This is a genomic window from Amycolatopsis sp. NPDC101161 (assembly GCF_044768185.1).
Taxonomy (GTDB): domain Bacteria; phylum Actinomycetota; class Actinomycetes; order Mycobacteriales; family Pseudonocardiaceae; genus Amycolatopsis.
In genome coordinates this window covers 296,700-318,142 of sequence record NZ_JBIWPI010000002.1, presented here as the reverse complement: position 1 = coordinate 318,142, position 21,443 = coordinate 296,700, and the positions used below count along the sequence as shown (strand labels likewise).

The 21,443-nt window shown below is 71.8% G+C and carries 23 protein-coding genes and 1 pseudogene; 9 read left to right on the top strand and 15 right to left on the bottom strand.

The window, feature by feature from the left end; genetic code table 11:
- The first annotated feature begins 28 nt into the window (after nucleotides 1-28).
- Together ACIRSS_RS12480 and ACIRSS_RS12475 are read left to right on the top strand one after the other, a co-directional pair.
- Entirely contained in the window at nucleotides 29-574 is a 546-nt protein-coding gene (locus ACIRSS_RS12480; protein WP_400893977.1) for a dihydrofolate reductase family protein, read from the top strand.
- Nucleotides 571-1,668, top strand: a complete 1,098-nt coding sequence (locus ACIRSS_RS12475) for an epoxide hydrolase family protein (RefSeq protein WP_400893975.1) — start codon at nucleotides 571-573, stop codon at nucleotides 1,666-1,668. Before ACIRSS_RS12480 ends, ACIRSS_RS12475 begins: the two co-directional genes overlap by 4 nt.
- Before the next feature lie 2 nt (nucleotides 1,669-1,670).
- On the opposite strand, the gene ACIRSS_RS12470 is transcribed toward ACIRSS_RS12475, so the two are convergent.
- From ACIRSS_RS12470 to ACIRSS_RS12460, 3 genes are read right to left on the bottom strand one after another with little or no spacing between them, the layout of a single operon-like run.
- Nucleotides 1,671-2,627, bottom strand: coding sequence for a hypothetical protein (locus ACIRSS_RS12470; RefSeq protein WP_400893973.1), 957 nt, complete (start codon nucleotides 2,625-2,627; stop codon nucleotides 1,671-1,673).
- Nucleotides 2,628-2,639: 12 nt separating this feature from the next.
- A complete protein-coding gene (locus tag ACIRSS_RS12465; protein WP_400893971.1) occupies nucleotides 2,640-3,374 on the bottom strand; it encodes a hypothetical protein in 735 nt (244 codons plus the stop codon).
- Between the two features lie 24 nt (nucleotides 3,375-3,398).
- Nucleotides 3,399-4,922, bottom strand: a complete 1,524-nt coding sequence (locus ACIRSS_RS12460; RefSeq protein WP_400893969.1) for an AMP-binding protein — start codon at nucleotides 4,920-4,922, stop codon at nucleotides 3,399-3,401.
- Nucleotides 4,923-4,983: 61 nt separating this feature from the next.
- On the opposite strand from ACIRSS_RS12460, the gene ACIRSS_RS12455 reads away from it, so the two are divergent.
- The gene (locus tag ACIRSS_RS12455; protein WP_400893968.1) at nucleotides 4,984-5,817 is read left to right on the top strand and encodes a hypothetical protein; all 834 of its coding nucleotides are present in this window, start codon (nucleotides 4,984-4,986) and stop codon (nucleotides 5,815-5,817) included.
- A 128-nt stretch (nucleotides 5,818-5,945) separates the two neighbouring features.
- Here ACIRSS_RS12455 and ACIRSS_RS12450 read toward each other — a convergent pair whose 3' ends face one another.
- The 4 genes from ACIRSS_RS12450 to ACIRSS_RS12435 form a co-directional block, all read right to left on the bottom strand.
- Nucleotides 5,946-6,797, bottom strand: a complete 852-nt coding sequence (locus ACIRSS_RS12450; RefSeq protein ID WP_400893966.1) for a TIGR03620 family F420-dependent LLM class oxidoreductase — start codon at nucleotides 6,795-6,797, stop codon at nucleotides 5,946-5,948.
- A gap of 28 nt (nucleotides 6,798-6,825) precedes the next feature.
- Nucleotides 6,826-7,515 carry a TetR/AcrR family transcriptional regulator gene (locus ACIRSS_RS12445; protein ID WP_400893964.1) on the bottom strand — a complete coding sequence of 230 codons (690 nt, stop codon included), beginning with the start codon at nucleotides 7,513-7,515 and terminating at the stop codon, nucleotides 6,826-6,828.
- A 28-nt stretch (nucleotides 7,516-7,543) separates the two neighbouring features.
- Entirely contained in the window at nucleotides 7,544-8,473 is a 930-nt protein-coding gene (locus ACIRSS_RS12440) for a phosphotransferase enzyme family protein (protein ID WP_400893962.1), read from the bottom strand.
- 149 nt (nucleotides 8,474-8,622) lie between these two features.
- A complete protein-coding gene (locus ACIRSS_RS12435; protein ID WP_400893960.1) occupies nucleotides 8,623-9,531 on the bottom strand; it encodes a hypothetical protein in 909 nt (302 codons plus the stop codon).
- A 212-nt stretch (nucleotides 9,532-9,743) separates the two neighbouring features.
- Between ACIRSS_RS12435 and ACIRSS_RS12430 the strand changes: the two genes are divergently transcribed.
- The 3 genes from ACIRSS_RS12430 to ACIRSS_RS12420 all read left to right on the top strand — a co-directional run bounded on the left by ACIRSS_RS12430 (nucleotide 9,744) and on the right by ACIRSS_RS12420 (nucleotide 11,490).
- Nucleotides 9,744-10,043, top strand: a complete 300-nt coding sequence (locus ACIRSS_RS12430; RefSeq protein WP_400897430.1) for a YciI family protein — start codon at nucleotides 9,744-9,746, stop codon at nucleotides 10,041-10,043.
- A gap of 119 nt (nucleotides 10,044-10,162) precedes the next feature.
- Nucleotides 10,163-10,756 carry a dihydropteroate synthase gene (locus ACIRSS_RS12425; RefSeq protein WP_400893958.1) on the top strand — a complete coding sequence of 198 codons (594 nt, stop codon included), beginning with the start codon at nucleotides 10,163-10,165 and terminating at the stop codon, nucleotides 10,754-10,756.
- Nucleotides 10,753-11,490 carry a dihydrofolate reductase family protein gene (locus ACIRSS_RS12420; protein ID WP_400897428.1) on the top strand — a complete coding sequence of 246 codons (738 nt, stop codon included), beginning with the start codon at nucleotides 10,753-10,755 and terminating at the stop codon, nucleotides 11,488-11,490. Before ACIRSS_RS12425 ends, ACIRSS_RS12420 begins: the two co-directional genes overlap by 4 nt.
- On the opposite strand, the gene ACIRSS_RS12415 is transcribed toward ACIRSS_RS12420, so the two are convergent.
- From ACIRSS_RS12415 to ACIRSS_RS12405, 3 genes and pseudogenes are all read right to left on the bottom strand, one after another.
- Nucleotides 11,477-12,712 carry an RNA polymerase sigma factor gene (locus ACIRSS_RS12415; protein WP_400893957.1) on the bottom strand — a complete coding sequence of 412 codons (1,236 nt, stop codon included), beginning with the start codon at nucleotides 12,710-12,712 and terminating at the stop codon, nucleotides 11,477-11,479. The two genes, ACIRSS_RS12420 and ACIRSS_RS12415, sit on opposite strands and share 14 nt — an antisense overlap.
- Complete coding sequence (locus ACIRSS_RS12410) at nucleotides 12,709-13,032, bottom strand: YciI family protein (protein ID WP_400897426.1); 324 nt, start codon at nucleotides 13,030-13,032, stop codon at nucleotides 12,709-12,711. The genes ACIRSS_RS12415 and ACIRSS_RS12410 overlap by 4 nt, the downstream gene beginning before the upstream one ends.
- Nucleotides 13,033-13,050: 18 nt before the next feature.
- Nucleotides 13,051-13,622 (bottom strand): annotated as a pseudogene (locus ACIRSS_RS12405) (dihydrofolate reductase family protein); the annotation flags it as partial.
- Between the two features lie 306 nt (nucleotides 13,623-13,928).
- On the opposite strand from ACIRSS_RS12405, the gene ACIRSS_RS12400 reads away from it, so the two are divergent.
- Nucleotides 13,929-15,074 (top strand): hypothetical protein, encoded by a 1,146-nt coding sequence (locus ACIRSS_RS12400; protein WP_400893955.1) that lies wholly within the window; start codon nucleotides 13,929-13,931, stop codon nucleotides 15,072-15,074.
- Nucleotides 15,075-15,182: 108 nt separating this feature from the next.
- Nucleotides 15,183-15,959, top strand: coding sequence for a hypothetical protein (locus ACIRSS_RS12395; RefSeq protein ID WP_400893953.1), 777 nt, complete (start codon nucleotides 15,183-15,185; stop codon nucleotides 15,957-15,959).
- 22 nt (nucleotides 15,960-15,981) lie between these two features.
- Here ACIRSS_RS12395 and ACIRSS_RS12390 read toward each other — a convergent pair whose 3' ends face one another.
- The 5 genes from ACIRSS_RS12390 to ACIRSS_RS12370 form a co-directional block, all read right to left on the bottom strand.
- Complete coding sequence (locus ACIRSS_RS12390; RefSeq protein WP_400897424.1) at nucleotides 15,982-16,806, bottom strand: DUF72 domain-containing protein; 825 nt, start codon at nucleotides 16,804-16,806, stop codon at nucleotides 15,982-15,984.
- A 49-nt stretch (nucleotides 16,807-16,855) separates the two neighbouring features.
- The gene (locus ACIRSS_RS12385) at nucleotides 16,856-17,608 is read right to left on the bottom strand and encodes a hypothetical protein (RefSeq protein ID WP_400893951.1); all 753 of its coding nucleotides are present in this window, start codon (nucleotides 17,606-17,608) and stop codon (nucleotides 16,856-16,858) included.
- A 33-nt stretch (nucleotides 17,609-17,641) separates the two neighbouring features.
- Nucleotides 17,642-18,031: an NUDIX domain-containing protein gene (locus ACIRSS_RS12380; RefSeq protein WP_400893949.1), complete on the bottom strand. Its 390-nt coding sequence runs from the start codon at nucleotides 18,029-18,031 to the stop codon at nucleotides 17,642-17,644.
- 15 nt (nucleotides 18,032-18,046) lie between these two features.
- Nucleotides 18,047-19,717, bottom strand: coding sequence for a hypothetical protein (locus tag ACIRSS_RS12375; protein ID WP_400893948.1), 1,671 nt, complete (start codon nucleotides 19,715-19,717; stop codon nucleotides 18,047-18,049).
- 81 nt (nucleotides 19,718-19,798) lie between these two features.
- A complete protein-coding gene (locus ACIRSS_RS12370) occupies nucleotides 19,799-20,161 on the bottom strand; it encodes a VOC family protein (RefSeq protein ID WP_400893947.1) in 363 nt (120 codons plus the stop codon).
- 135 nt (nucleotides 20,162-20,296) lie between these two features.
- Between ACIRSS_RS12370 and ACIRSS_RS12365 the strand changes: the two genes are divergently transcribed.
- Entirely contained in the window at nucleotides 20,297-21,433 is a 1,137-nt protein-coding gene (locus ACIRSS_RS12365) for a serine hydrolase domain-containing protein (RefSeq protein ID WP_400893946.1), read from the top strand.
- Nucleotides 21,434-21,443: the final 10 nt, after the last annotated feature.

The window sequence follows — 21,443 nt, the reverse complement described above, 5'->3', positions numbered from 1 at the left end:
AGTGGGACCCCTCAACCGAAGGGTGCCCATGCGCAAGATCGTTTCGAACCTGTTCATCTCGCTCGACGGCGTGGTCGAGGCGCCCGACAAGTGGTCGCTCCGGTACTGGAGCGACGAGATCGGCCAGGCCGTCGGCGGCGGGATGGCCGCGGCCGACGCGATGCTGCTCGGGCGCGTCACCTACGAAGGGTTCGCCGAGGCGTGGCCCGGCCGGACCGTCGAGGACGACGAAGGTGCCGAGTTCATGAACAACGTGCGCAAGTACGTGCTTTCGGCCACGTTGTCCGAAGTGAGCTGGAACAACTCGACGCTGCTGACCGGCGACCCGGCCGCGGCGGTCCGCGCGCTGAAGACCGAGCCCGGCGGCGACATCATGACCAGCGGCAGCACGACGGCGGTGCGCTGGCTGCTGTCCGAAGGCCTGGTCGACGAGCTGAACCTGCTGCTGTACCCGATCGTCGTGGGCCGCGGGAGGCGGCTGTTCCCCGAGGAGGGGCCGACGTTCCCGCTGGTGCTGAAGAAGTCGGCGACGTTCGCCAACGGCGTCGTGCAGCTGACGTACGTCCCGGCGTGAAGCCGTTCCGCGTCGAGGTTCCCGAGGCCGACCTCGAGGACCTGCGCGCGCGGTTGCGCCGGACGCGCTGGCCCGAGGCCGGGCCCGACGACTGGAGCCAGGGTACGCCGCTGGCGTACCTGCGTTCTCTGTGCGGCTACTGGGCTTCCGGCTACGACTGGCGTGCGCTGGAGGCGCGGGTGAACCGGTTTCCGCAGTACCGCACGGAAATCGACGGCCTGGGCATCCACTTCCTGCACGTGCGGTCGGCCCGTGCCGACGCGCTCCCGCTGATCCTCACGCACGGCTGGCCCGGGTCGTTCCTGGAGTTCCTCAAGGTGATCCCCCTTCTCGCGGAGGAGTTCCACCTGGTGATCCCGTCGCTGCCGGGGTACGGCTTCAGCGACAAACCGTTGTCGCCGGGCTGGGGCATCGAGCGGATCGCTGCGGCCTGGGCCGAACTGATGGCCCGCCTGGGCTACTCGCGGTACGGCGCCCAGGGCGGCGACTGGGGGACGTCGATCACGACGTCGCTGGCCCAGCAGGACGCGGCGCACCTGGCGGGCATCCACCTGAACCCGCCGATCGCGGCGCCGGATCCCGCGACGTTCGACGACCTGACTCCCGCTGAACGGGACGCGCTCGCCGCGCTCGAGCACGCGCAGCGGTGGGAGGACGGGTACTCGGTGCTGCAGTCGACGCGTCCGCAGACCGTGGGCTATGGGCTCCTGGATTCGCCGGCGGGGTTGTGCGGCTGGCTGGTGGAGAAGTTCCACGCGTGGTCGGACGGCTTCCCGTTCACCCGCGACGAACTGCTGGACGACGTGACGCTGTACTGGCTCACCGGCACGGCGGCCTCGTCGGCGCGGTTGTACTGGGAGAGCATCCGGCAGGTGCAGAAGTGGTTCTCGGAGGCCACGGACGACACGGTCGACGTGCCGGTGGGCTGTTCGATCTTCCCGAAGGAGATGCCGCGGCCGTCGCGCCGGTGGGCGGCGAAGCGGTACCCGGACATCCGGCAGTGGCACGAGCTGGACCGCGGCGGCCACTTCGCGGCTTACGAGCAGCCGGAGCTGTTCGCCGAGGAGGTGCGGACGTTCTTCCGGCTGCTCTGAGTTCAGCTGATCGGGTGCTCCGGCGGCGCGAGGACCCGGTACTCGCAGGCGCGGTCGTGCGGGAAGTAGTAGTGGACCATCGTCCGGAACCCGGCCGCGGCGAGCACGTCCAGTGCGGCCCGCAGCAGGATCGCGTGCGTCTCGACCGCGTACGACAGCAGCTCCGTCCGGTTCTGCGCCAGGAGGCCGTCCCGGTACTCCTCGGCGTTTTCGAACGGGCTGCGCCACTTCAGCGTGACGCCGTAGGGCGGCAGCGTGAGGGCCAGGTCGATGTGGATGCCGGGCGTCGGGTCGAAGAGCCGCGTTTCGATCGTCGCGTCGATGCCCGCGCGCGTGAGCTCCGCGTGGACCTTCCCGGCCAGGTCGCTCCAAGCCGCGATCGCTTCCGGTGGCGCCAGGGTGACGATCTCCTCGGGATCCTCCAGCCCGTCGACGACCAGGGGATCGGTCACGAGCGGTTCGCCCGGCGCTTCCGCGCCGCCGTCTTCCTCGCGGATCCGCGCGACGAGCGCGGGCTTCCACTGCGGGTCGACGGTCATCCATTCCGGCGCGCCCGCGGGCCACGACGTGAACAGCACGACGCACACGCGCCGGATGCGAACACCCAGTGACGGCCACAGTTCCCGGACCGACTCGAGATCGAGCGCCCCGCGCAGGAACATCTGGATGACGGTGTGCCGGTCCGGGTCGCCGGGGCCGGCGAGCACGTCGTCGAGCACGGCCAGCACGCGGAGGCGTTCCGCCGTGCTCATCCCGGAGCGGGACGCGAACGCGCGGCCCAGCGAGATGACCCGGATCCCGCGCGGCTGCTGGCGGTCGGGAGGAAGCTCTTCGTCCGCCGGGATGTCGGAAGCGCAGCGCTCGCGCCAGCTCGGCACCTGCTCGGCGTCGAACTCGGCGAGGTGCTCGCTCGCCGCCAGCAACGCACCCCACCACTCCGGAACTCTGTTGGCCGTCACGGATTCCACCACTCAGTCGAAGGGGAGGGCCGGCGGGCCCAGGACGCGGCAGACGCGCGACCGGCCGTACAAGAAGTCGTACCGCACCTCGGTCTTGAACCCGGCCGCGGCGAGCACGTCCAGCGCCGCCCGCGCGAAGAGGCCGCGGACGTCGTCCACGTAAAAGCGCAGGTACATGTCCCCGGCGCGGGCCCCGGTGAGGACCTGGTACCGCTCGGACCCGCTGTCGAGGGGGTTCCACTCCAGGAAGACGCCGGCGGGTTCTTCGGCGCTCACCGACAGCACGACTCCCGTCGGCGCCGGGCGGGCGCCAGGCGGGACCACCGTCGCGGGCAGGCCGCAGCGGTCCAGCTCGGCCCGGGCCAGCTCCGCGAGTTCGGGCCAGGACGCGAGATCCGCGCCGGCGGCCGGCCGGTGCCCGGCGATCAGGTCCAGCTCCCGCCGCACCCGCTCACCCAGGCCCGCGGGACGCGGCTTTCCGGCGAGGGGCCACAGGAACGTCAGGGCGATCGCGCGGCGGTGTGGCTCGCTTTCGTCGCCGAGCAGGTCGTCGAGCACCGCCAGGACCCGGCCGCGTTCGGCGTCGCCGACCTCGGGATCGGCGGCGAACCCACGGGCCAGCTCCCCGACCCGCAGGTAGTACTGCGCGTTGGGACCGAAGCCGTGTTCGTTCGCCTGGAGCGGTTCCACCGCGGCGAGGTGCTCGCTCACCGCCACCACCCGCTGCCACCAGCCGGGAACCCCCATGATCGGCAGCTTAGCGGCCCGGCGTCAGTTGACCTGCCGGGACTGGTCCTTCCAGAACGGCTCCCGCAGCTTGAACTTCTGGATCTTCCCGGTCGCCGTGCGGGGCAGCTCGTCGAGGAACTCCACCCGCTTCGGGCACTTGTACCCCGCCAGGTACTCCCGGCAGTGCTTGATCAGCTCCTCGGACGTCACTTCTTCGGACGTCACCACGAGAGCCGTCACCAGCTCGCCCCACTTCTCGTCCGGGATGCCGATCACCGCGGCCTCGCGGACCGCCGGGTGGGAGATCAGCGTGTCCTCCACCTCGATCGACGACACGTTCTCGCCGCCCGAGATGATCACGTCCTTCTTGCGGTCGGCGATCGTCAGGTAGCCGTCTTCGAACGTCCCGCCGTCGCCGGTGTGGAACCAGCCGCCCTCCTGGACCCGCGCGGTCTCGGCCGGGTTCTCCCAGTAGCCGTCCAGGTTGTGGTTCGACTGGGCCAGCACCTCGCCGTCGGTGTCGACGGCGATCCGGACGCCGAGCGCCGGCGTGCCCGCGCGGCCCAGCAGGCGGGCCTGCTCGTGCGGGTCGAGGCCGGCCCACTCGCTGCGCATCCGGTTGACCGTCAGCAGCGGTGCCGTCTCGGTCAGGCCGTAGATCTGGATGAACTCCCAGCCCAGCTCCGCCCGTACGCGCTCGATCGTGCGCGTCGGCGGGGGTGCGCCGGCCACCACGATCCGGACGCGGTCGCGGCCCGGGATCTCACCGTCCCAGGTCGCCGCGCCGTCCAGCGCCGCCGTGACCACTGCCGGTGCGGCGCACAGGATCGTCACGCCGTGCTCTTCGATGCGGCGCAGGATCTCGGTGCCGTCGACCTTGCGCAGCACGATGTGGCGCCCGCCGAGGCCGGTCACCGCGTACGGCATGCCCCAGCCGTTGCAGTGGAACATCGGCAGCGTGTGCAGCAGGACGTCGTTGTCGCTCAACGTCGTGTGCAGGCCGAAGACGGCCGCGTTCAGCCAGAGGTTGCGCTGGGTGAGCTGGACGCCCTTCGGCCGCGCCGTCGTCCCGGACGTGTAGTTGATGGTCGCCGTCGCCGACTCGTCGCCGGCCCACGGGCGCGGTGTCCCGCCGCCGCCCCAGATCGCCTCGTCGTCGCGGCCCAGGACGAAGACGTGCTTCGCCGTCACCGTGTCCAGCAGGTGCTCCAGCTCGGGGTCGACGATCAGCACCTCGGCGCCGGAATGCTCCACGATGTACTTGACTTCGGCGGGAGCGAGCCGGAAGTTCACCGGCACGAGGATGCGGCCCCAGCCGGACACGCCGAAGAACGACACGAGCAGCCGCGCGGCGTTGTGCGACACCATCGCGACGCGCCCGCCGACCGGCACGCCCAGCGCGTCGAGGTTGGCCGCCTGCGCGCGGGCCCGCCGCGCGACCTCGGCGTAGGTGAGCGAACCCCAGCTCGGCGCGGGCTGGTCCGGCTCGTCGACCACCGCGACGCGGTCCGGGTACACCGTTTCCGCGCGGTCGAGGAAGTCCCGGACACCCAGATCGAAGTACATGTCCCCGATGATGACCCTTCGCAGGTGCTCGCACCAGTCCGATGTGGTTCGCTGGAGCGCGATGGACTTCGACACGGTGGCCGGCGAGCTCTACGGGGGTGACCTCGCGGAGTTCGTCACCGCGCGCAACGCGGCGGCGAAAGCGGCGAAGGCCGAGGGGGACGCCGAGCTCGCGGCCAAGATCCGCGAGCTGCGGAAGCCGACCACCGCCGCGGCGATCGTCAACCGCCTGGCCCGGGAAGACGCCGCCGAGCTGCGCGAACTGGCCGAGCTGGGGGACGAGCTGCGCGACGCGCACACCCGCCTGGCCGGCGACGAGCTGCGGGCGCTGACCCGCCGCCGCGGCGAGCTGGTGCGGCGGATCGTCCACGGGCTGCCGTCGATGAGCGACACCGTGTCCCGCGAGGTCGAGGCGACGCTGGAGGCCGTGGCGGCCGACCCGGACACGGCGGCGCTCGCCCTCGCCGGACGCCTGACTTCGGTGGCGCACCAGGACACCGACCAGTGGTTCACCCTCGCCGCGTCGGCCCCGGCGTCGACCGGTGAGCGGTCCGCGAAACTGGTGGAAAAAGCCGAACCGGCCAAGCCCAAAAAGGACCACCGGCGCGAGGAAGCGGACCGCAAGGAGCGCGAACGCGCCCGCGCCGAACGCGAGCGGCTGCGCAAGGAAGCCGCCGAGCTGGCCAAGGAACGCGCGGTGGCCGAGCGCGACCTCGTCCGCACCGAACGCGCGGCCGAGCAGGCGACGGCCCGCGTCGAGGATCTGCGCACCCGCCTGGCCGAGGCCGAGGAACGCGCCGAGCGCGCGACGGCGGAGTTCGAGCAGGCGAAGGAAACCTACGAGCGCGCCGACGCGGCCGCCGAGGAAGCGCGCAAGGCCGCCGAAGCGCGCTGAGGCCGGGACCTTCGAAGCAACGGCCGTGCTCCCGCCGGACCCTGTTCGCCGGTATCGTAGCGCGGTACCGGGGTTCGCGGCCTACCAGGCGCGAACGCCCCGGCTCCTGCGCGTCGTCGAAAAGCGTTTCAGAGCAACACTTCGGCCAGCCGGCGGTGGTTCTCGGCCTCCACCTCGGCCGACCGGCCGATCACCTGGACGGCCACGTGGTCGGCGCCCGCGTCCACATGGGACCGCAGCCCCTTCGCGACCTCCTCCGCGGTCCCGTGCAGCGCGAGGTCGTCGATCAGCCGGTCGCTGCCGCCGCCCGCGACGTCGGCGTCGGTGTACCCGTGGCGCAGCAGGTTGTTCACGTAGTTGCGCAGCCCGAGGTAGGGCTCGCGGATGAAGGCGCGGCCGACTTCGCGAGCCTCCTCGGCGTCGCCGAGGACGACTTTTTGCTCCGGCGCCAGGATCTTCCCCGCGCCGAGGACCGACCGGGCGTGCCGCGTGTGCGCGACCGGCACGAGGTACGGGTGCGCGCCCGCCGTGCGGTCCCGGGCCAGCTCCAGCACCCGGTCGCCGAGCGCGGCGAGCACCCGGGCCTCGGCGGGCACGCCGGCCGCGTCGAGCCGGTCGAGGAAGCCGACGAGCGTCGCGTACGGGCTGTGGTACCCGGTGACGGACTCGGGGTGGCCGACGCCGATCCCCAGCAGCAAGCGCTTTCCGTACCGGTCCGCGAGCCGGTGGTACGACGCGGCCAGCGCCTCCGGCTCGTCGGCCCAGACGTTCACGATCGCCGTCGCCACGGTGATCCGCTCGGTCGAGGCCAGGATGTCCTCGACGAAGGCGAGGTCGCTGATCGAGGCGCGCCCGGTGCCGAGCCAGGCCGTGCCGTAGCCGAGCCGGTCCGCCGCGATGGCGTGCTGCTTGCGCGTCACGTCGTCGCGGTGCGGGGACAGGAAGACGCCGTAGGTGCCGAGGTTCACTACACTTGTCATACGGCTTAATGTAGCAAATGTAGCGCGGTCAGTTCGAGAGGCGGTGCAGCCACTCCCGCAACATCTGCCGCTCGGTCGGGGTCAAGGCGTCGACGTCGTCCGCGAGCCGGGTCGACAAAGCGACCGCGAGCGCGCCGACGGACGAGCCCCCGTCCGGCCGCTCGGCGAGCAGCCCGGCCAGCACCGACTCCCTGACCTGCGTCGACATCGTCAGGTCGCGGCTCCCTTCGGGCTGCGCGATCAGGCTGAGCGTGACCCCGCTGTTGGCCGCCGCGAACTGCCGCGCGGCCTCCGCCGCGTCGACGCGCAGCCGGCCGTCGCGCGCGAGCGGCGTGAACAGTTCCAGCAACATCGCTTCGGCGCTGGAGGTCAGGTTGCACGGCACGCCGGGTTCGATCTGGCCGTAGAGCAGCACGTAGAACTGCGGGTTTTCCAGGCCGTACTCGACGTGCCGGTCCCAGCCCGCGCGGATCCGGTCGACCGGGTCGCCGCCCGGTGCCGGGGCCTGCACGTACTGCGTGAAGCCGTAGTTGACGACCGCGTCGAGCAAGCCCTGCTTGCTGCCGAAGTGGTGGTACAGCGTCGGGGCCTGGACGCCGGCGCGTTCGCAGATCGCCCGCGTCGACACCGCCCCGCCCTGCGCTTCGTGCAGGAGCTGCCCGGCCGCCAGCAGCAGGCGGTCGCGGGTGCTGGTGGCGTTGCTCGATCGTCCGGCCATGTAGCAATTGTAACGCCGGTCTGTAACGTCAGGCGCGCAACCGCAGCTGCACCCGGCGCAGGCCGGCGAAGGCGTTCAGCACCGCCGGGTCGGTCGTGGCCGCGTCCGGGCGCACCGACCGGTAGCCGTCCAGCAGCGCCTCGCGCAGCTCGGCGCGCTGCGGCAGGTGCTTGAGCTCGTCGAGCGCGACGGCGAGGTCGTAGGCGTAGTGCCCGTACCCGCAGTCGTCGAAGTCGATGGCCCGCACGCGCCCGCGGTGGAACAGGTAGTTCACCTGGCGCAGGTCGCCGTGCACCAGGCCGAAGACGTCGGCGCCGCACCCCAGCCCGGCCCGCACCGCGCGGACCCGCTCGACGGCGCCGCGGACGCGTTCGTCGCCGCCGGCCAGCGTCACGGCCCGGTCGAGGACCGCGTCGGAGAAGCCGTCCACCTGGGACCGGCCGAACTCGGTGAGGTCGTCGACGCGCCCGCGGTCGAGGCCGTTCATCCGGGCGCCGTGCAGGTGCAGCCGCGCGGTGAACTCGCCCACCGCGTACAGCTGCGGCGCGCTGAGCCGTTCGTCGACGAACCGGCCGTCGACCCAGTGGCAGAGCACGCACGTCCGCGGTTCCGGCACCGCCGGGTCGGCGACGACGGTGACCAGGTCCCGCGCCCGCGTCGGCACCGGCCGCGGCACGACGAGGTCGGTTTCCTTGCGCAGCATGGAAAGCCACGCCATCTCCGCCCGCACCTGCGCGGCGCTCGGCCCGTCCGCGCGCTGCACGCGCAGCACGTACCGGTGGCCGTCGGCGCCGTCGACGCGGAACGTCGTGTTGAGCCCGCGGCCCAGTGGCGTCAGCCGGGCGACCGGCACGTCGTAGCCGGTCAACGCCGCTTCGGCGAGCCGGCGCAGGCGCCGGGTGCGGCCCGAGCGGTCCAGCTCGGCGAACGGCCGGTCGTTCGCCGTCGAGCCGGCCATGGCCCAGGTGCTCAGCTGATCGACCGTTCCGGCTCGCGGGAGTGCGCGACGGGAGCCACGGAAAAGAACGACGGGCGGTGGGCCGCGCTCTGCTGGAAAAGGCCTCTGGTGGTCATGCCGTGCCGCACGCGTGGTCTCCGTCCGCCGCTTCACCGGCCCCTTGCCTTCCCGATGGGGATACGTGTGAACCGGACCGGCGGTTCAATGCCGGACAGCGCGTAAACACCCGTGCCGGCCAGCAAGCCCAGGGACAGCAGGGACAACGCCAGGACCGGCAGGGGCGCGGTCAGCGGGTTCACGCCGGTGAAGGACTCGACGCCGATGACCGCCGTGAGCACGGCGTCGGCGGCGACCGCGATCTTCACGACCAGCAACCGGTGCGCCTCGGGCCAGCGCGTGGAGCGCAGCACCCACGCCAGCGCGGGGAGCACGAGGATCGCGTGCATCGCGACCGCGTGCAGCGGCTTGAGCGAGCCGGCGGTCGTGTACGCGGCTTGCGGGTCGCCGCCGCGCGCCGCGACGACGCCGCGGCCGATCATCACCGCGCCGGTCGCCAGCGCGACCAGCAGCACGACCAGGCCGGCGCGGACGGCCAGGCGCAGGCTCGCCGCTGCCGGCCCGGGTTCGACCAGGGCCGCGGCGGTGAAGCCGATGACGACCACGACGAGCACGGCGCCGCCCGCGGCGAGCGTCATCGAGACGGCGGCGTCGAACGGCGTCTCGAAGTCGAAGTGCGACGGCACCCCGCGCCAGGCCTGCATGCTGACCAGGACGACCTCGACGACGCTCGCGGCGGTGAACGCGCCGAGCAGGGCCGTGCGCAGCCGCGGGCGGACGGTCAGGAACGACGTCGCCCAGGCGACCGAAGCGAGCGTCAGCCCGAAAGACAGGCCGAACGTGACGGCCTTGCGCATCGACAGCGGACCCAGCCACGAGCCGCCCGAGGCGATGAGCACGATCGCGTGGACGACGCCGCTGACGAACAGCGCCGCGCCGACGGTGTAGGCGACCTTTTCGGCTCGCCGGCCGTCGTGCCAGATCCGGGTCACTGCGTTCATGGGACCGAGTGTCGCGCCCCGCGGGGCGGCACCGCGTCGGCCCGGTGGCGGCACCGCGGCGTACGACGACGGGCGTACGGCAACGCGGAAGAATGTCGAAAAGCGTTGGTAAAGGAATTGTGTTGTCCTTGACCGGAATATGAGGGAAACGCGTGTTTCGCGACACTCGCCAGGCGGATGCGCCGCGACCGGAAGAGTTCTACCATCGAATCATGTACATAGCCCTGCTGACCTACACGGCGCCCGAAACAGAAGTCGACTACGCGCTCCCGGACCATTCGGAATGGTTGCGCAAACAATTCACCAGGGGGGTCTTCCTCGTTTCCGGAAAGGGGAACGGCGCGGCCGACCACGTGATCCTCACGCGGTCCGTACAGCGCGGCAAGCTCGACGCCGTGCTCGCCAGCGACCCCTTCGTCGTCCAGCGGCTCGCCCGCTACGAAGTCATCGAATTCACCGCCACGCGCACCGCGCACGAGCTGCTGGCGATCAACGAGGCCATCGCCTCCTGAGGAGCTCCGCCACGGGTCGGGTGGCCCGGCGACGAGGCCCCGCCACCTGCCGGTGAAGTACGCGCACCTGCCGGCTCGCTTATGATCGCGAGGCCCGGATGTCCAGCAGGGAGAGCGCGATGAAAACCCCCGACCTCGTCTTCCGGGGCCGCCGGTTGAGCAGTGACCGCGCGCTGGTGCTGGCCGCGATCCAGGTGCTCCCGGAGCCCGACGCGGCGCGCGAGGCGGTCTCGGGCGCCGTCGAGGACGGCGCCGACCTCGTGGGTTTCGCCGGAACCGGCGTCGAACCCCTGATCTCGTGGACGCGGGAGAAGTTCCCCGATCTCGTCCTGGCCGTCGACACCGCGGACGCCTCGGTGGCGGCCGCCGGCTGCGCGGCCGGCGCGGACCTGATCCTCGCGCGCACCGACCTCAGCGACGTCGCGGCGCGCTTCGGCGCCGGTTACGCCGGCTCTTCGAAGGCCGACCTGCCCGGGTTCGTCCTGGACGTCGGAGTGCTGCGGTCGCCGCCGTCCCTGCCCGAGGACGTCCCGGTGCTGCTGGAGGTGGCCGGCGACGGGACCCCGGCCGGCCTGGCGCTGGCGGCGCTCGCGGCGTCGGCGGGCGCGGCGATCATCCGGACCCGGCACGTGCGCGCGACGCGGCACGTGGCCGAGATGGCGGCGAGCATCGCGGGCACCCGCCCGCCGGCGAAGGCGGTCCGATGGGAGTGATCCGGCAGATCTGGCCGGTCGAGCGCGGCCTGGACGACCACGAGCTCGAGCAGCTGTACCGGTACCCGGCCGACCCGCGCTGGGTGGCGGTCAACTTCGTGTCCAGCGCGGACGGCGCGATCACGGTCGAGGGCCGGTCGGCGAGCCTGTCGACCGCGGCCGACCGGATCGTCTACCGGCTGGGCAACGACCTCGCCGACGTCGTGCTGGTGGGCGCGGGCACGGCGGTGGCCGAGGGCTTCGAGGGTATGCGCCCCGACGAGCGCACGGCCGAGCGCCGCCGCCGGTTCGGCCTGGCCCCGATCGCCCCGGTCGCGGTGGTGACGACCGGGCGGTCGCTGCCCCCGGACGCCCCGGTGATCACGAAGGCGGCGGTCCCGACGCTGGTGTTCACGTCCGAGGCGGCGCCTTCGTCGCTGCGTGACGCGTGGACCGCGAACGGCGCCCGGGTGTTCGTCGCGGGCTCGACGGGCGTTTCGGCCAAGCAGGTGGTCGAGACGTTGGTGGCGGAGGGCTTGGGCCGCATCGACTGCGAGGGCGGGCCCCGGCTGTTCGGCTCGCTGATCGAGGCCGGCGTCGTCGACGAGTTCCGCCTGACGGTGGCTCCTTTCCTGGTCGCGGGTTCGTCGAGCCGGGCGGCGGTCGGCGGGGCGATCGACCCGGCGTCGCTGGAGCTGGCTTCGGTGCTCACGGACGGCGCCAGCGTGCTGCTGCGGTACCTCAGTCCGCGGTAGCCAGCTGGTCGCGGCGGCGGGTCAGGGACGCCGTCTCGGCGGTGTTTCCCGCCAGCCCGATCGCCTTGTCGTAGGCCGCGCGCGCCTCCTGGTCACGGCCCAGCCGGCGCAGCAGGTCGGCGCGGGTGGCGTGGTAGGGGTGGTAGCCGGCCAGCTGGGGCTCCAGCTGGTCGACGGCCGCCAGCGCCACCTGCGGGCCGTCGAGCTCGGCGACCGCGACGGCCCGGTTGAGCGCGACGATCGGCGAAGCGTCGACGCGGACGAGCTGGTCGTAGAGCGCGAGGATCTGCGACCAGTCGGTGTCGCGCATGTCGCGGGCGGACGTGTGCACGGCGTTGATCGCGGCCAGGATCTGGTAGCGCCCCGGCGCCACCCCGGCAGCCAGGCGCTCGCGGACCAGCCGGTGGCCCTCGGCGATCAGCCCGGCGTCCCAGGTCCCGCGGTCCTGCTCGTCGAGCGCGACCAGCTCGCCGCCGGCCGAGACCCGGGCGGTGCGGCGGGCCTCGGTGAGCAGCATCAGCGCCAGCAGCCCGGTCACCTCGCCGTCGTCCGGCAGCAGGGCGTGGATCAGGCGGGTGAGCCGGATCGCCTCGGCGGTCAGGTCGTGGCGCACCGGATCGGTGTCCGGGCCGGTCGCCAGGTAACCCTCGTTGAACACGAGGAAGAGGACGGTCAGCACGCCGGAGACGCGGGCCGGGAGGTCCTCGGCGGACGGCACGCGGTAGGGGATGCGGGCCGCCTTGATCTTGGCCTTCGCGCGGGTGATCCGCTGGCCCATGGCGGGCTCGGCCACCAGGAAGGCGCGGGCGATCTCGGGCACGGTCAGGCCGCCGACCATGCGCAGCGTCAACGCCAAGCGGGCCTCGACGGCGAGCGCCGGGTGGCAGCAGGTGAAGACCAGCCGGAGCCGGTCGTCGTCGATGGCGCCGAGGGGTTCGGGCGGGTCGTCGTCGTACACCAGCCCCGCCTCCTTCTGCTTGTCATCGCGCTTGCTCTCGCGCCGGATCCGGTCGATGGCCTTGCGCTGGGCGGTGGTGGTCAGCCAGGCGCCGGGGTTCGGCGGCACACCGTCGGACGGCCACCGCTCGACGGCGATCGCGAACGCTTCCGCGGCCGCTTCTTCGGCGATGTCGAGGTCACCGAAGCGCCTGGTCAGGGCGGCGACCACCCGGGCCCACTCCGCGTGGTGGGCCCGGGTGATCGCCTCTTCGACGTCGTTCACCGGAATGGCCGCACCTCGATCTTCCGGTCGCAGGCCTTCGACGCCTCGGCGGCGAGCTTGAGCGCCACGTCGAGATCGGGCGCTTCCCACACCCAGAAGCCGGCGAGGTACTCCTTGGACTCCACGTAGGGCCCGTCGGTGACGACCGCCTGCTCGCCCCGGTTGTCGATGACGGTGGCGGCGTCGGTGTCGGTGAGCCCGCCCGCGAAGACCCAGTACCCCTCGGCGATCAGCCGGTCGTTGAACTCGCTGATCAGGGGCTGCCGGTCGGTGCTGCCGGGGTTGCTCTTGTCGTCGATCACGGAAACCAGGTATTGCATGCACGTTCTCCTGTGTCGGGCCGTCGCGTACCGCGGGCGTCCGGCCGGCCGGTGGACCTGGATCGTCACGCCTTTCGGGTCGACCCGCGAGTCAACCAGGTCGAGCGCGAGGTCCGGGCCGGTTTCCGGGAACAGGCGCGTGCGCCGGGTCAGCTCGTCGGCCAGGTCGTTCGCCGGCAGCCACCGGATCAGGGTGCCATTGCCGTGCACCTGCAGCTCGCCGCCGGGCTGGGCCTTCAGTTCTTCGATGGCCGCGGCGAGGTCTGCTTTGAGCACGATCGAGTTTTCCCAGGCCGGCGCGGTGAGGGTGGTCGAGGCGACGTACTTGCGGGCCGCGTTCAGGGCGGCGCCGACGGGGTGGGTGCGCTGAGGTCCCCAGGCGGCGGCGAACAGCTCGTAGGTGCGCCGGCCGAACAGGAACGCGTCGGCGTGCTGGTAGGTGCGCGTGACGAACGCGCGGGTGTCGTCGTCGCCCTTCCCCAGGGCCCAGCCACCGCGCTCGAACCCGCCGCGGCGGTCCTCGTCGGACGCGCCGCCGTTGCCCTGCACGACCCCGTCGAGGTCACCTGGGTCAGGGTGGTCAGCTTCATGGTCGCTCCTCGGCTTCGGCGCCGCCTCCGTTCGGGCGCCCTCACCCCTGCTACGAACGCCCCGACCCGGATCCGACAGTCTCTTCGGAGAATTTTCCGGCAGGCGCAAGACGTGACAGAACGTCCTGTGGTGCAACAGGTTTTCGGTCTCCTAGTACTTTCGGCCGATGTCCGCAGGGCGAAAACCCTCCGGAAGACGTGGGCCATTCCGGGGGACTTGTCCCACTGCCGGTTCGGCTGTCAATCACCGCCCTACTGTGGCGGTGCTTGGTGATCTTGAACCGGAACAGAAGAGGGGAAACCACGTTGCCCGATCGAACCGGATTTCTCGGCAGAACGCTGGCCGCGGCGAGCACCGCGGTGGCGCTCGCGCTCGCCACGGCGATTCCCGCGTCGGCGGCCGCACCGTCCACCGTCGAGCAGGACGTCGCGCAGCTGTACCAGGACGTCATCGACCTCTACAACGGCCTGCCCGCGGACGCTCTGCGCGGTGTGGACCGGCTCATCGAGTCGCCCGTCCCGCGCATCGGCCCGCGGAGCCAGGCCGCGGCGGGCCCGATCCCGGGCTGCACCGAGGGTTCGCTGCTGACGTACGCGAACAAGCTCGCGTCCCAGCTGACCCCGCTCGAAGGCCAGGCGCTCGACGCGTTGTCGGGGCTCAGCCAGCTCTACGTCCAGGGCGTCACGTCCGACAAGACCACGCAGGTCTTCGGCACCGACGGCCAGTACACCCCGCGCGCCACCGCCACGATCGACAAGCTGCGCGGCTTCTGGGACATCGAGAGCTGGAACATCCAGCTCGTCGCCTGGAAGGGCACCGATCTCGGCAGCCAGGCGAAGATGGCGCAGACCTTCAGCCTGGGTCTCGCGCCGGCGAAGGTGAAGGACGCCGCCGCGCTCGCCACCAAGGTGCTCTACGAGGTGCCGGCGATGCAGGGCGGCCGCAACCCGCTGCTGACCCTGAACGCGTTCTCCGCCCCGGCCGGCAGCCTCGGCGGCAAGCGCGTGGCCCTCGGCGACGGCCTGCTCGACACGGTGAACGTCCTCGGGTTCGACGACGTTTCGGTGGAGTCCGTCGTCGGCCACGAGTACGGCCACCAGGTCGACTTCGCCCACGAAAACTACCCGCGCAACGAGTCGTCCGAGATGGGCCCCGACGCGTACGGCGGCTATTTCGTGGCGCACGCCAAGGGTTTCGCGTGGAACTCCCGCACCCAGCAGGAGGTCCAGTACCTGGACGCCTCCATCGGCGACTGCTACCACAGCCACGGAACGCCGGAGCAGCGCAAGGCCGCCGGCGCGTGGGGCGAGAAGCAGGCGACGACCCAGGGCAACCCGAACCGGATCATCCCGTCCGCCACGATGATCGAGAAGTTCCAGAAGGAGTACCCGAAGCTGATGCCGCCGGCGACCGACCAGCCGACAGCCGCACTGGCCGCGGCGCACGGCTGAGTTCCCGGGCCGTCTCCCTTGAACCGAGGGAGACGGCCCGCTTCTCCGTAACGGCCTGCGGGCGGAGCGCGACTGGGATGAGGAGATCTTGCCGACGGGGGGCCGTGCATGGGGCTGGCTGTCGGAGGTGTCGGCGGCTGGCTGGTCCAGGCCTTCCCCGACATCTCCAGCAATCTGATCGCGGCGGCCATCGGCGGCGTACTGGTCTGGTCGGCGACGAACGCGAGACGACGCCTCAGGCTGCTCCGCGCGCGCAGGTTCTGGCGGGCGCTGGGTGGCCGTCGCCCGTTCATCGTCTTGGGAGCTCACGATTTCGGACCCCATCGGCGGTGGGCCAGGGCCGGTGTGGTGGGCATGGGCGACATCGGGGCCCTCGTGGAAATCGAAGCCCAGCTCCGCAAACTCGGCTTCGCCGGGAAGATCGCCGAGTCGAAGCAGTTGTCGCCGCGTGACTTGAGTTCGGACCTCGTCCTGATCGGCGGCCCGGTGGCGAACGCCGTGACGCGCACGATGCTGGCGAAGCTGAACGGCGTGATCTCCTACGCCTTCGCCGACGACCCGGACCACGAGGCAGCCGTGGTGCACGACCTGAGATCCGGCCGGGTTCTGGCGCCGCAATACGACGAGGCGGGTTATCCGGTCAGCGACCACGCCTTGATCATCCGGACGCCGAACCCCTTGGCGCCGGACAAGGCGGAGATCGTCATCGTGGCGGGGTGCTGGGAACACGGCACCGCGGCCGCGGCGGAGAAGCTCGGCGACCGGAAGTTCCTTCGTAGGCTGAAGAAGCTGAAACACTTCGAGGTCAGCGTCGAGACCACCGTCGTGAACGGTGCCCACTACAGCACCAAGGTCGTCGAAATCCGGGAGATTTCGGCAGAATGACCGCGCCGGGTCGACCGCCGGCTCAGAACAGCGTCGCGGGCTCGACCGGCTCCGGCTCGGGCAACGGGTCCACTCCGGACACCAGCGCCCGCACCTCGTCGTGAAACCGGCGGGCCAGCGCTGGCGCGTCCACATTGTCCGGCGTGTGCACGAACACCGTCGGCGACCGGCCCTCGCGCAGCCAACCCGCCACCACCTCGACCCACGGCTGCCACCCGAGCACCGTCTCCTCGACCGAGTCGCGGCCCAGATAACGGACGATCGGCTGGTCGGTCAGCGCCCGGGTTCGGCGCGGCAGCCTCGGTTTCTTGGCCCACGCCTCCTGTTCCGCCTCGCTTACCGGCGGGCTCCGGAAGAACACCGTGGTGTCGAACGGCACCCACTCGGCGTCCGCGGCCGCGAGCGTTCCCTCCAGCAGCGACGTCGAACCCGCGTCGGTGAAGAAGCCGGGGTGGCGCACCTCCACCGCGCGCCGGCGGTTGACGGGAAGGCGGCGTAAGAAACGGCCGAGCGCGTCGACGTCCGACGGGCCGAACGCGCCGGGCAGCTGCGTCCACAGGACCGCGCGGTCGCCGAGCGGCTCGATCGCGTCGAGGAACGCGCGCATCTCCGTCTCGACTCCTGCGAACCGGCGCTCGTGCGTGACGACCTTGGGCAGCTTGACCACGAACCGGAAGTCCGGGCCGGTCTGCTCCGCCCAGGTCGCGACGGTGGCCCGGGCGGGAGTCGCGTAGAAGGTGGTGTTGCCTTCGACGGCGTTGCACCAGCCCGCGTACGCCCGCAGACGCTCCTTGGCCGGCAGCGACGGTGGCAGGAACCGCCCCGGCCACGCCTTGTGGGTCCACATCGCACAGCCGACGTGCAGACTCGCCACGGGAGTCACCTTCCCTCGATCGTCAAAGCGGCAACATGTCTCCGGCGAGGCGGAACCGCACGTCCCACTGACCTTGCTCGCCCGACGACCACGGGAAACCGCCGTTGCGGAAGACCCAATTCAGGTACGAGACGAACGGCATCGGCGTCTCCCAGGTGAACATGCCGTCGGCGCAGTCGTCCGGCAGGACGATGCCGTAGGGCGAACCACCGCTGGTGTTGTCCTTGTGCAGCCGATCGGGCGCGACGGGCAGCTCGAACAACCCGGCCGTGCCGGGGTCGTCCGTCCGGCGATCCAGCCACTCGGCCCACTCCTCCTCGACGTACTCGCGCATCGGCTCGCCGGGAAGGCGGGCCCCCTCCAGCTCGATCACCAGCGGATCGGCGGCCGCCGACGTGGGCCACTTCGGGTGCGTGCCCACGAGCCAGACGTCGCCGACGATCCGCAACCACGACAGCAGCGTCATCGGTACGGCGTCGAACCGCTGCCGCAGCCAGGCCGCGTACGCGGACGCCGCCGGGGTCGGCGGGATGTGGGCCGGCACCGGCGCCTGCTCGTCGTCGTTGGTGTGGAAGCGGTAGCCGTCTTCGGACAGTCGTTCGACGAGGACTTCGACGTTGTGCCGCGCACGCCGGGCCATCTCGTCGCAGACGAGCTGCGCTTCCCCGGCCCATTCGGATTCCCGGACGCGGCTGCCGAGCCCGCGCAGCTCGTGCCACACCTGGTCCCGCTGCCCGCTCTCGTAACGGCTGAGCCAATCCGGCGACGACGTCATGCCGCAATCCTGCCCGACCCGCTGAGCCGCGCCTCAGAGCAACCGGCGGAAGTGCTGCGCCATCTCCAGGCCGCGCGCCTCCTCCGGCGTCAGCCACGCGAAGTCGTCGTGCTCCTCCGGGTTCAGCACGACGTCTCCCGCGCCGTCCTCCTCCACCGTGTAGACGAACGCCCGGATCTCCAGCGCGCGTCCCGCGATGTCCGGCCACGCGGTGCGGGACAGCTCGCCCGTCACCTGGACCTTCAACCCCGTCTCCTCCACGACTTCGCGGATCGCCGCCGCTTCGAAGTCCTCGTCCGGCTCGACCGTTCCGCCCGGCAGCTCCCACCGGCCCGCGAGGAACACGCCCGGCCCGCGCCGGAGGAACAGCACCCGGTCGCCGCGGGCCACCCAGCAGTACGCCAGGTACTTGGTCTCCGTCATGCGCCCGATTCTCGCTCAGTTGGTCTTCGACGTCGGCAGGTGGGCGCCGAGGTAGCCGACGTACACCGTGCCCGTGCGGTCGGTGTCGTCGAGGAAGTGCAGCCGCGGCGCCGGCGCCTTGAAGCGCTCCAGGGCGATGTGGGCGCCGAAGTAGTCGCGGCCCGCCGGGTTCGTCCGCGGGTCGACGCGGAACGTCCGCGCCTGTCGGAGCCGCTCGTTCGTGGTCACCGTGTCCGACTCGGCCAGGGCGATGATGTTGGCGCTGATCAGCGAGCCCGGCTGGCCGGTGCGGGCGAACGCGAGCACGTCCGACAGCTCGGGCCCGGGGTCCTGGCCCGCGTCGAGCAACGTCGTGCGCGCGCTCGCGTACGCGTCGAGGGTGCGCAGCGCGTCCCACGCCTTCCGGCGCCACGCCGTGGCTTTCGGGTGGTGGTCGAGGATCGCGGCGGGCGCCGGCTCGGCCGTGATCGCGAGGTGCTTGAGCGTCGCCGCCGCGGCGCCGATCAGCTCGGCGAAGCTGGGGAACTCCTCGGGCGGCCGCTCGGCGGCGGCGACCTCGTCGTCGGCGTCGTGGAACCGGGCCAGCGTGCCCGCCAGGAGCCCGTTCACGCGCCTGAGCTCGTCGCGCTCGGCCTCCGTCTCCTCGAACGCGCGCGCGTAGTCGTCCACTGCCCCCTGCAGCTGCGCGAGCTGCGTCCGCAGGCCCGGGACGTCGACCGCGGACAGTTCGTCGAGCCGGCGCCGGAGCGCCTTCGCCTCGCTCGCGTGCCGGTCCCGTTCCTCGGTGTCGGCCTTCGCCTTCTTGCGCAGGATCGTGATGACCCCGCGTGCCTCGGCCAGCTCGCGCTCGGCGCGGTCCAGCTTGTCCGTCAGCTCGGCGTCCGGTTCCCGTTCCGGTGCGTCGAACGGATCCGCGGCGTACCAGGCCTTCACGCTCGGCACCTCGGCCCATTCCTCCGGCAGCGGCGTGCGGCCGCGCGCCTGCAGCAGCCGTGTGATGGCGCCCTGGAGCGCCTCGCCGGACACCGGGCTGGCCGTCTCGACGAAGTCGGGGAGCTGGTCGCACAGCGGCGCGTACAGCCGCGCGCCCTGCGGCACCTCGTAGCCGAGCGGGACGTGCTGGTTGAGGGTGCGGCGGAAGCGGTCGTCGACGTCGAACACGTTGACCAGGCCGGGCCAGCCGTCGACCGGGACCGTCGGCGGTTCGGTGAGCACCAGCACCGCCGACGTCCGCCATTCCGCGACCAGCGCCTCGCCCAGCAGTTCCGCGACGCGGTCGCACTCCTCGCGAGACCATCCGCGCATCGCGAGAACCGGGGCTTCGATCGGGATTTCGTCACTGCCGCTCGCGCCGAGCTCCTCCAGCCCGATCCGCTGCGCCGGCGCTTCGTGGCAGCTGCGCCACGGCCGCGTGCACGCGGCGGCCAGCAGCCACGCCACGCGGTCTTCGCCGGCGTGGTAGCACAGGGAAAGCAATACCTGAACGGAGTAGCGGCCTCGACCGTCCGTCCAGCCGAACTTGAGGTCGCACCGGCGCGATCCGCCGTCGTCGGACGAGCCGAGGTCGGCGACCGTGTAGTCGTCGTGCTGCCGCTGGCGCGCGATCAGCCTGCTGCGCAAGGCGTCCAGGGGGCGTTTTCCCTCGGTGGGGACCAGTCCGTGGTGCCAGATCCGGTGCACCCCCACGGGACTCAACTCCGTTCGCCGGAAACAGGACCTCAGCCGAACATAGCGGATCCTGTGACCGGACGAACGCGGGGCGTCACGTCATTCACGCGTCCAGAGGCAGAAGGGGTGCCCGGCCGGATCGAAGCAGACGCGGACGTCGTCCTGCGGCTGGAAGTCCGCGACGACCGCGCCCGCGGCGGTCGCTTCCGCCGTCGCCGCGGCGAGGTCGTCGACCTCGATGTCGAGGTGCAGCTGCATCTGCTGGGCGCCCCCGGCGGGCGGCCACACCGGCGCGATGTGGTCGCGCTCCAGCTGGAAGGACAGCCCGGCGCTGCCGTCGTCCGGGCGCAGGGTCACCCACTCCGGCTCATCGGTCTTGATCGGCCAGCCGAGCAGCTTGGAGTAGAACTCGGCGAGCGCGCGCGGATCGGGCGCGCCGAGCACGGTGGAGGTCAGCTTCATGATCCGGTGGTACCCGCCGGGCGGGGACTTCTACCGGGCCGGGCCGAGCGACGCGATCGCCGTCGTTGCGCGGAATACCCGGGAACCGCGCGGGTTGACTCCAGGCACAGGCTGAAGATCACTGAGGGAGCCGCCATGTCGTCCGAGCACATCCAGGGGACCGTCGCCGACGGGTTCGAGGCCGTCCGCAAGGAGTTCGCCGCCGTCGCGATCGACGAGGGCGGGGACTACGCCGCCCAGCTCGTCGCGCACGTCGACGGTGAACGCGTCGTCGACCTGTGGACCGGGCCCGAATTCACCGGCGACTCGCTCACCGGCGTCTTCTCCTCGACCAAGGGCGCGGCGCACCTGGTGGTCGCGCTGCTCGTGCAGGACGGCGTGCTCGACCTCGACCAGCGCGTCAGCCACTACTGGCCGGAGTTCGGCGCGGCGGGCAAGGCCGCGATCACGCTGCGGGAGCTGCTCGCGCACCGCGCCGGCGTCGTGGGCGCGGACGACGGCTTCACCGCGGAGGAGCTCGCCGACGACCGCGTGATCGCCGAGCGGCTCGCCCCGCAGCGGCCGTACTGGCGGCCCGGCACGCAGTTCGGCTACCACGCGCTGGTGATCGGCGCCCTGACCGGCGAAGTCGTCCGCCGCGTGACCGGCCGCAGCATCCAGGAGCACTACGAGGAGCGCGTCCGGAAGCCGTTCGGGCTGGACTTCTACCTCGGGCTGCCGGAGGAGCTGGAGCCCCGGTTCCTGACGACGCAGCCGATGCTGCCGACGCCGGAGCAGCTGGCCCAGCTGGAGGCCGGCGCGACGGGCGCGGACAGCATCACCGGCATCGCGTTCAACCGCAACCACCCGAAGGCCCCGGAGCTCTGGGACCTCCCGAACATCAAGCTGGTCCGGCAGCTGAGCCCGGCTTCGGTGGGCGGCGTCGCGTCGGCCCGCGGCCTGGCGGGGATGTACGCCGCGGCGACCGACCTGCTGAACCCCGAGACGGCGGCCGAGTTCGCCCAGATCCACTCGGCGGGCTACGACCTGTCGACCCGCAACCGCAACGCTTTCGGGCTCGGTTTCGCGGCGGTGTCGGACGACTACCCGGTGCTGGGGCAGGGAGCGTTCGGCCACAGCGGCGCGGCGGGGTCCCAGGCGTTCGCGGATCCGCGGAGCGGGCTGGCGTACGGGTACAACCGCCGCCGGTTCGCGTTCCCGGGCGGCGCGGCGCCCGAGAACGTGCGGCTGGTGAGCGCGATCCACCAGGCGGTGTCGGCCAAGCGGGGCTGACTGTCTACAG

Coding starts and splice junctions, on each gene's coding strand:
- ACIRSS_RS12380 (WP_400893949.1), bottom strand. CDS start 18,031: ATGACGGAGACCAAGTACCTGGCGTACTGCTGGGTGGCCCGCGGCGAC.
- ACIRSS_RS12385 (WP_400893951.1), bottom strand. CDS start 17,608: ATGACGTCGTCGCCGGATTGGCTCAGCCGTTACGAGAGCGGGCAGCGG.
- ACIRSS_RS12445 (WP_400893964.1), bottom strand. CDS start 7,515: ATGGCCGGACGATCGAGCAACGCCACCAGCACCCGCGACCGCCTGCTG.
- ACIRSS_RS12440 (WP_400893962.1), bottom strand. CDS start 8,473: ATGGCCGGCTCGACGGCGAACGACCGGCCGTTCGCCGAGCTGGACCGC.
- ACIRSS_RS12465 (WP_400893971.1), bottom strand. CDS start 3,374: ATGGGGGTTCCCGGCTGGTGGCAGCGGGTGGTGGCGGTGAGCGAGCAC.
- ACIRSS_RS12480 (WP_400893977.1), top strand. CDS start 29: ATGCGCAAGATCGTTTCGAACCTGTTCATCTCGCTCGACGGCGTGGTC.
- ACIRSS_RS12430 (WP_400897430.1), top strand. CDS start 9,744: ATGTACATAGCCCTGCTGACCTACACGGCGCCCGAAACAGAAGTCGAC.
- ACIRSS_RS12425 (WP_400893958.1), top strand. CDS start 10,163: ATGAAAACCCCCGACCTCGTCTTCCGGGGCCGCCGGTTGAGCAGTGAC.
- ACIRSS_RS12395 (WP_400893953.1), top strand. CDS start 15,183: ATGGGGCTGGCTGTCGGAGGTGTCGGCGGCTGGCTGGTCCAGGCCTTC.
- ACIRSS_RS12390 (WP_400897424.1), bottom strand. CDS start 16,806: ATGTGGACCCACAAGGCGTGGCCGGGGCGGTTCCTGCCACCGTCGCTG.
- ACIRSS_RS12435 (WP_400893960.1), bottom strand. CDS start 9,531: ATGAACGCAGTGACCCGGATCTGGCACGACGGCCGGCGAGCCGAAAAG.
- ACIRSS_RS12365 (WP_400893946.1), top strand. CDS start 20,297: ATGTCGTCCGAGCACATCCAGGGGACCGTCGCCGACGGGTTCGAGGCC.
- ACIRSS_RS12370 (WP_400893947.1), bottom strand. CDS start 20,161: ATGAAGCTGACCTCCACCGTGCTCGGCGCGCCCGATCCGCGCGCGCTC.
- ACIRSS_RS12450 (WP_400893966.1), bottom strand. CDS start 6,797: ATGACAAGTGTAGTGAACCTCGGCACCTACGGCGTCTTCCTGTCCCCG.
- ACIRSS_RS12460 (WP_400893969.1), bottom strand. CDS start 4,922: ATGTACTTCGATCTGGGTGTCCGGGACTTCCTCGACCGCGCGGAAACG.
- ACIRSS_RS12455 (WP_400893968.1), top strand. CDS start 4,984: ATGGACTTCGACACGGTGGCCGGCGAGCTCTACGGGGGTGACCTCGCG.
- ACIRSS_RS12410 (WP_400897426.1), bottom strand. CDS start 13,032: ATGCAATACCTGGTTTCCGTGATCGACGACAAGAGCAACCCCGGCAGC.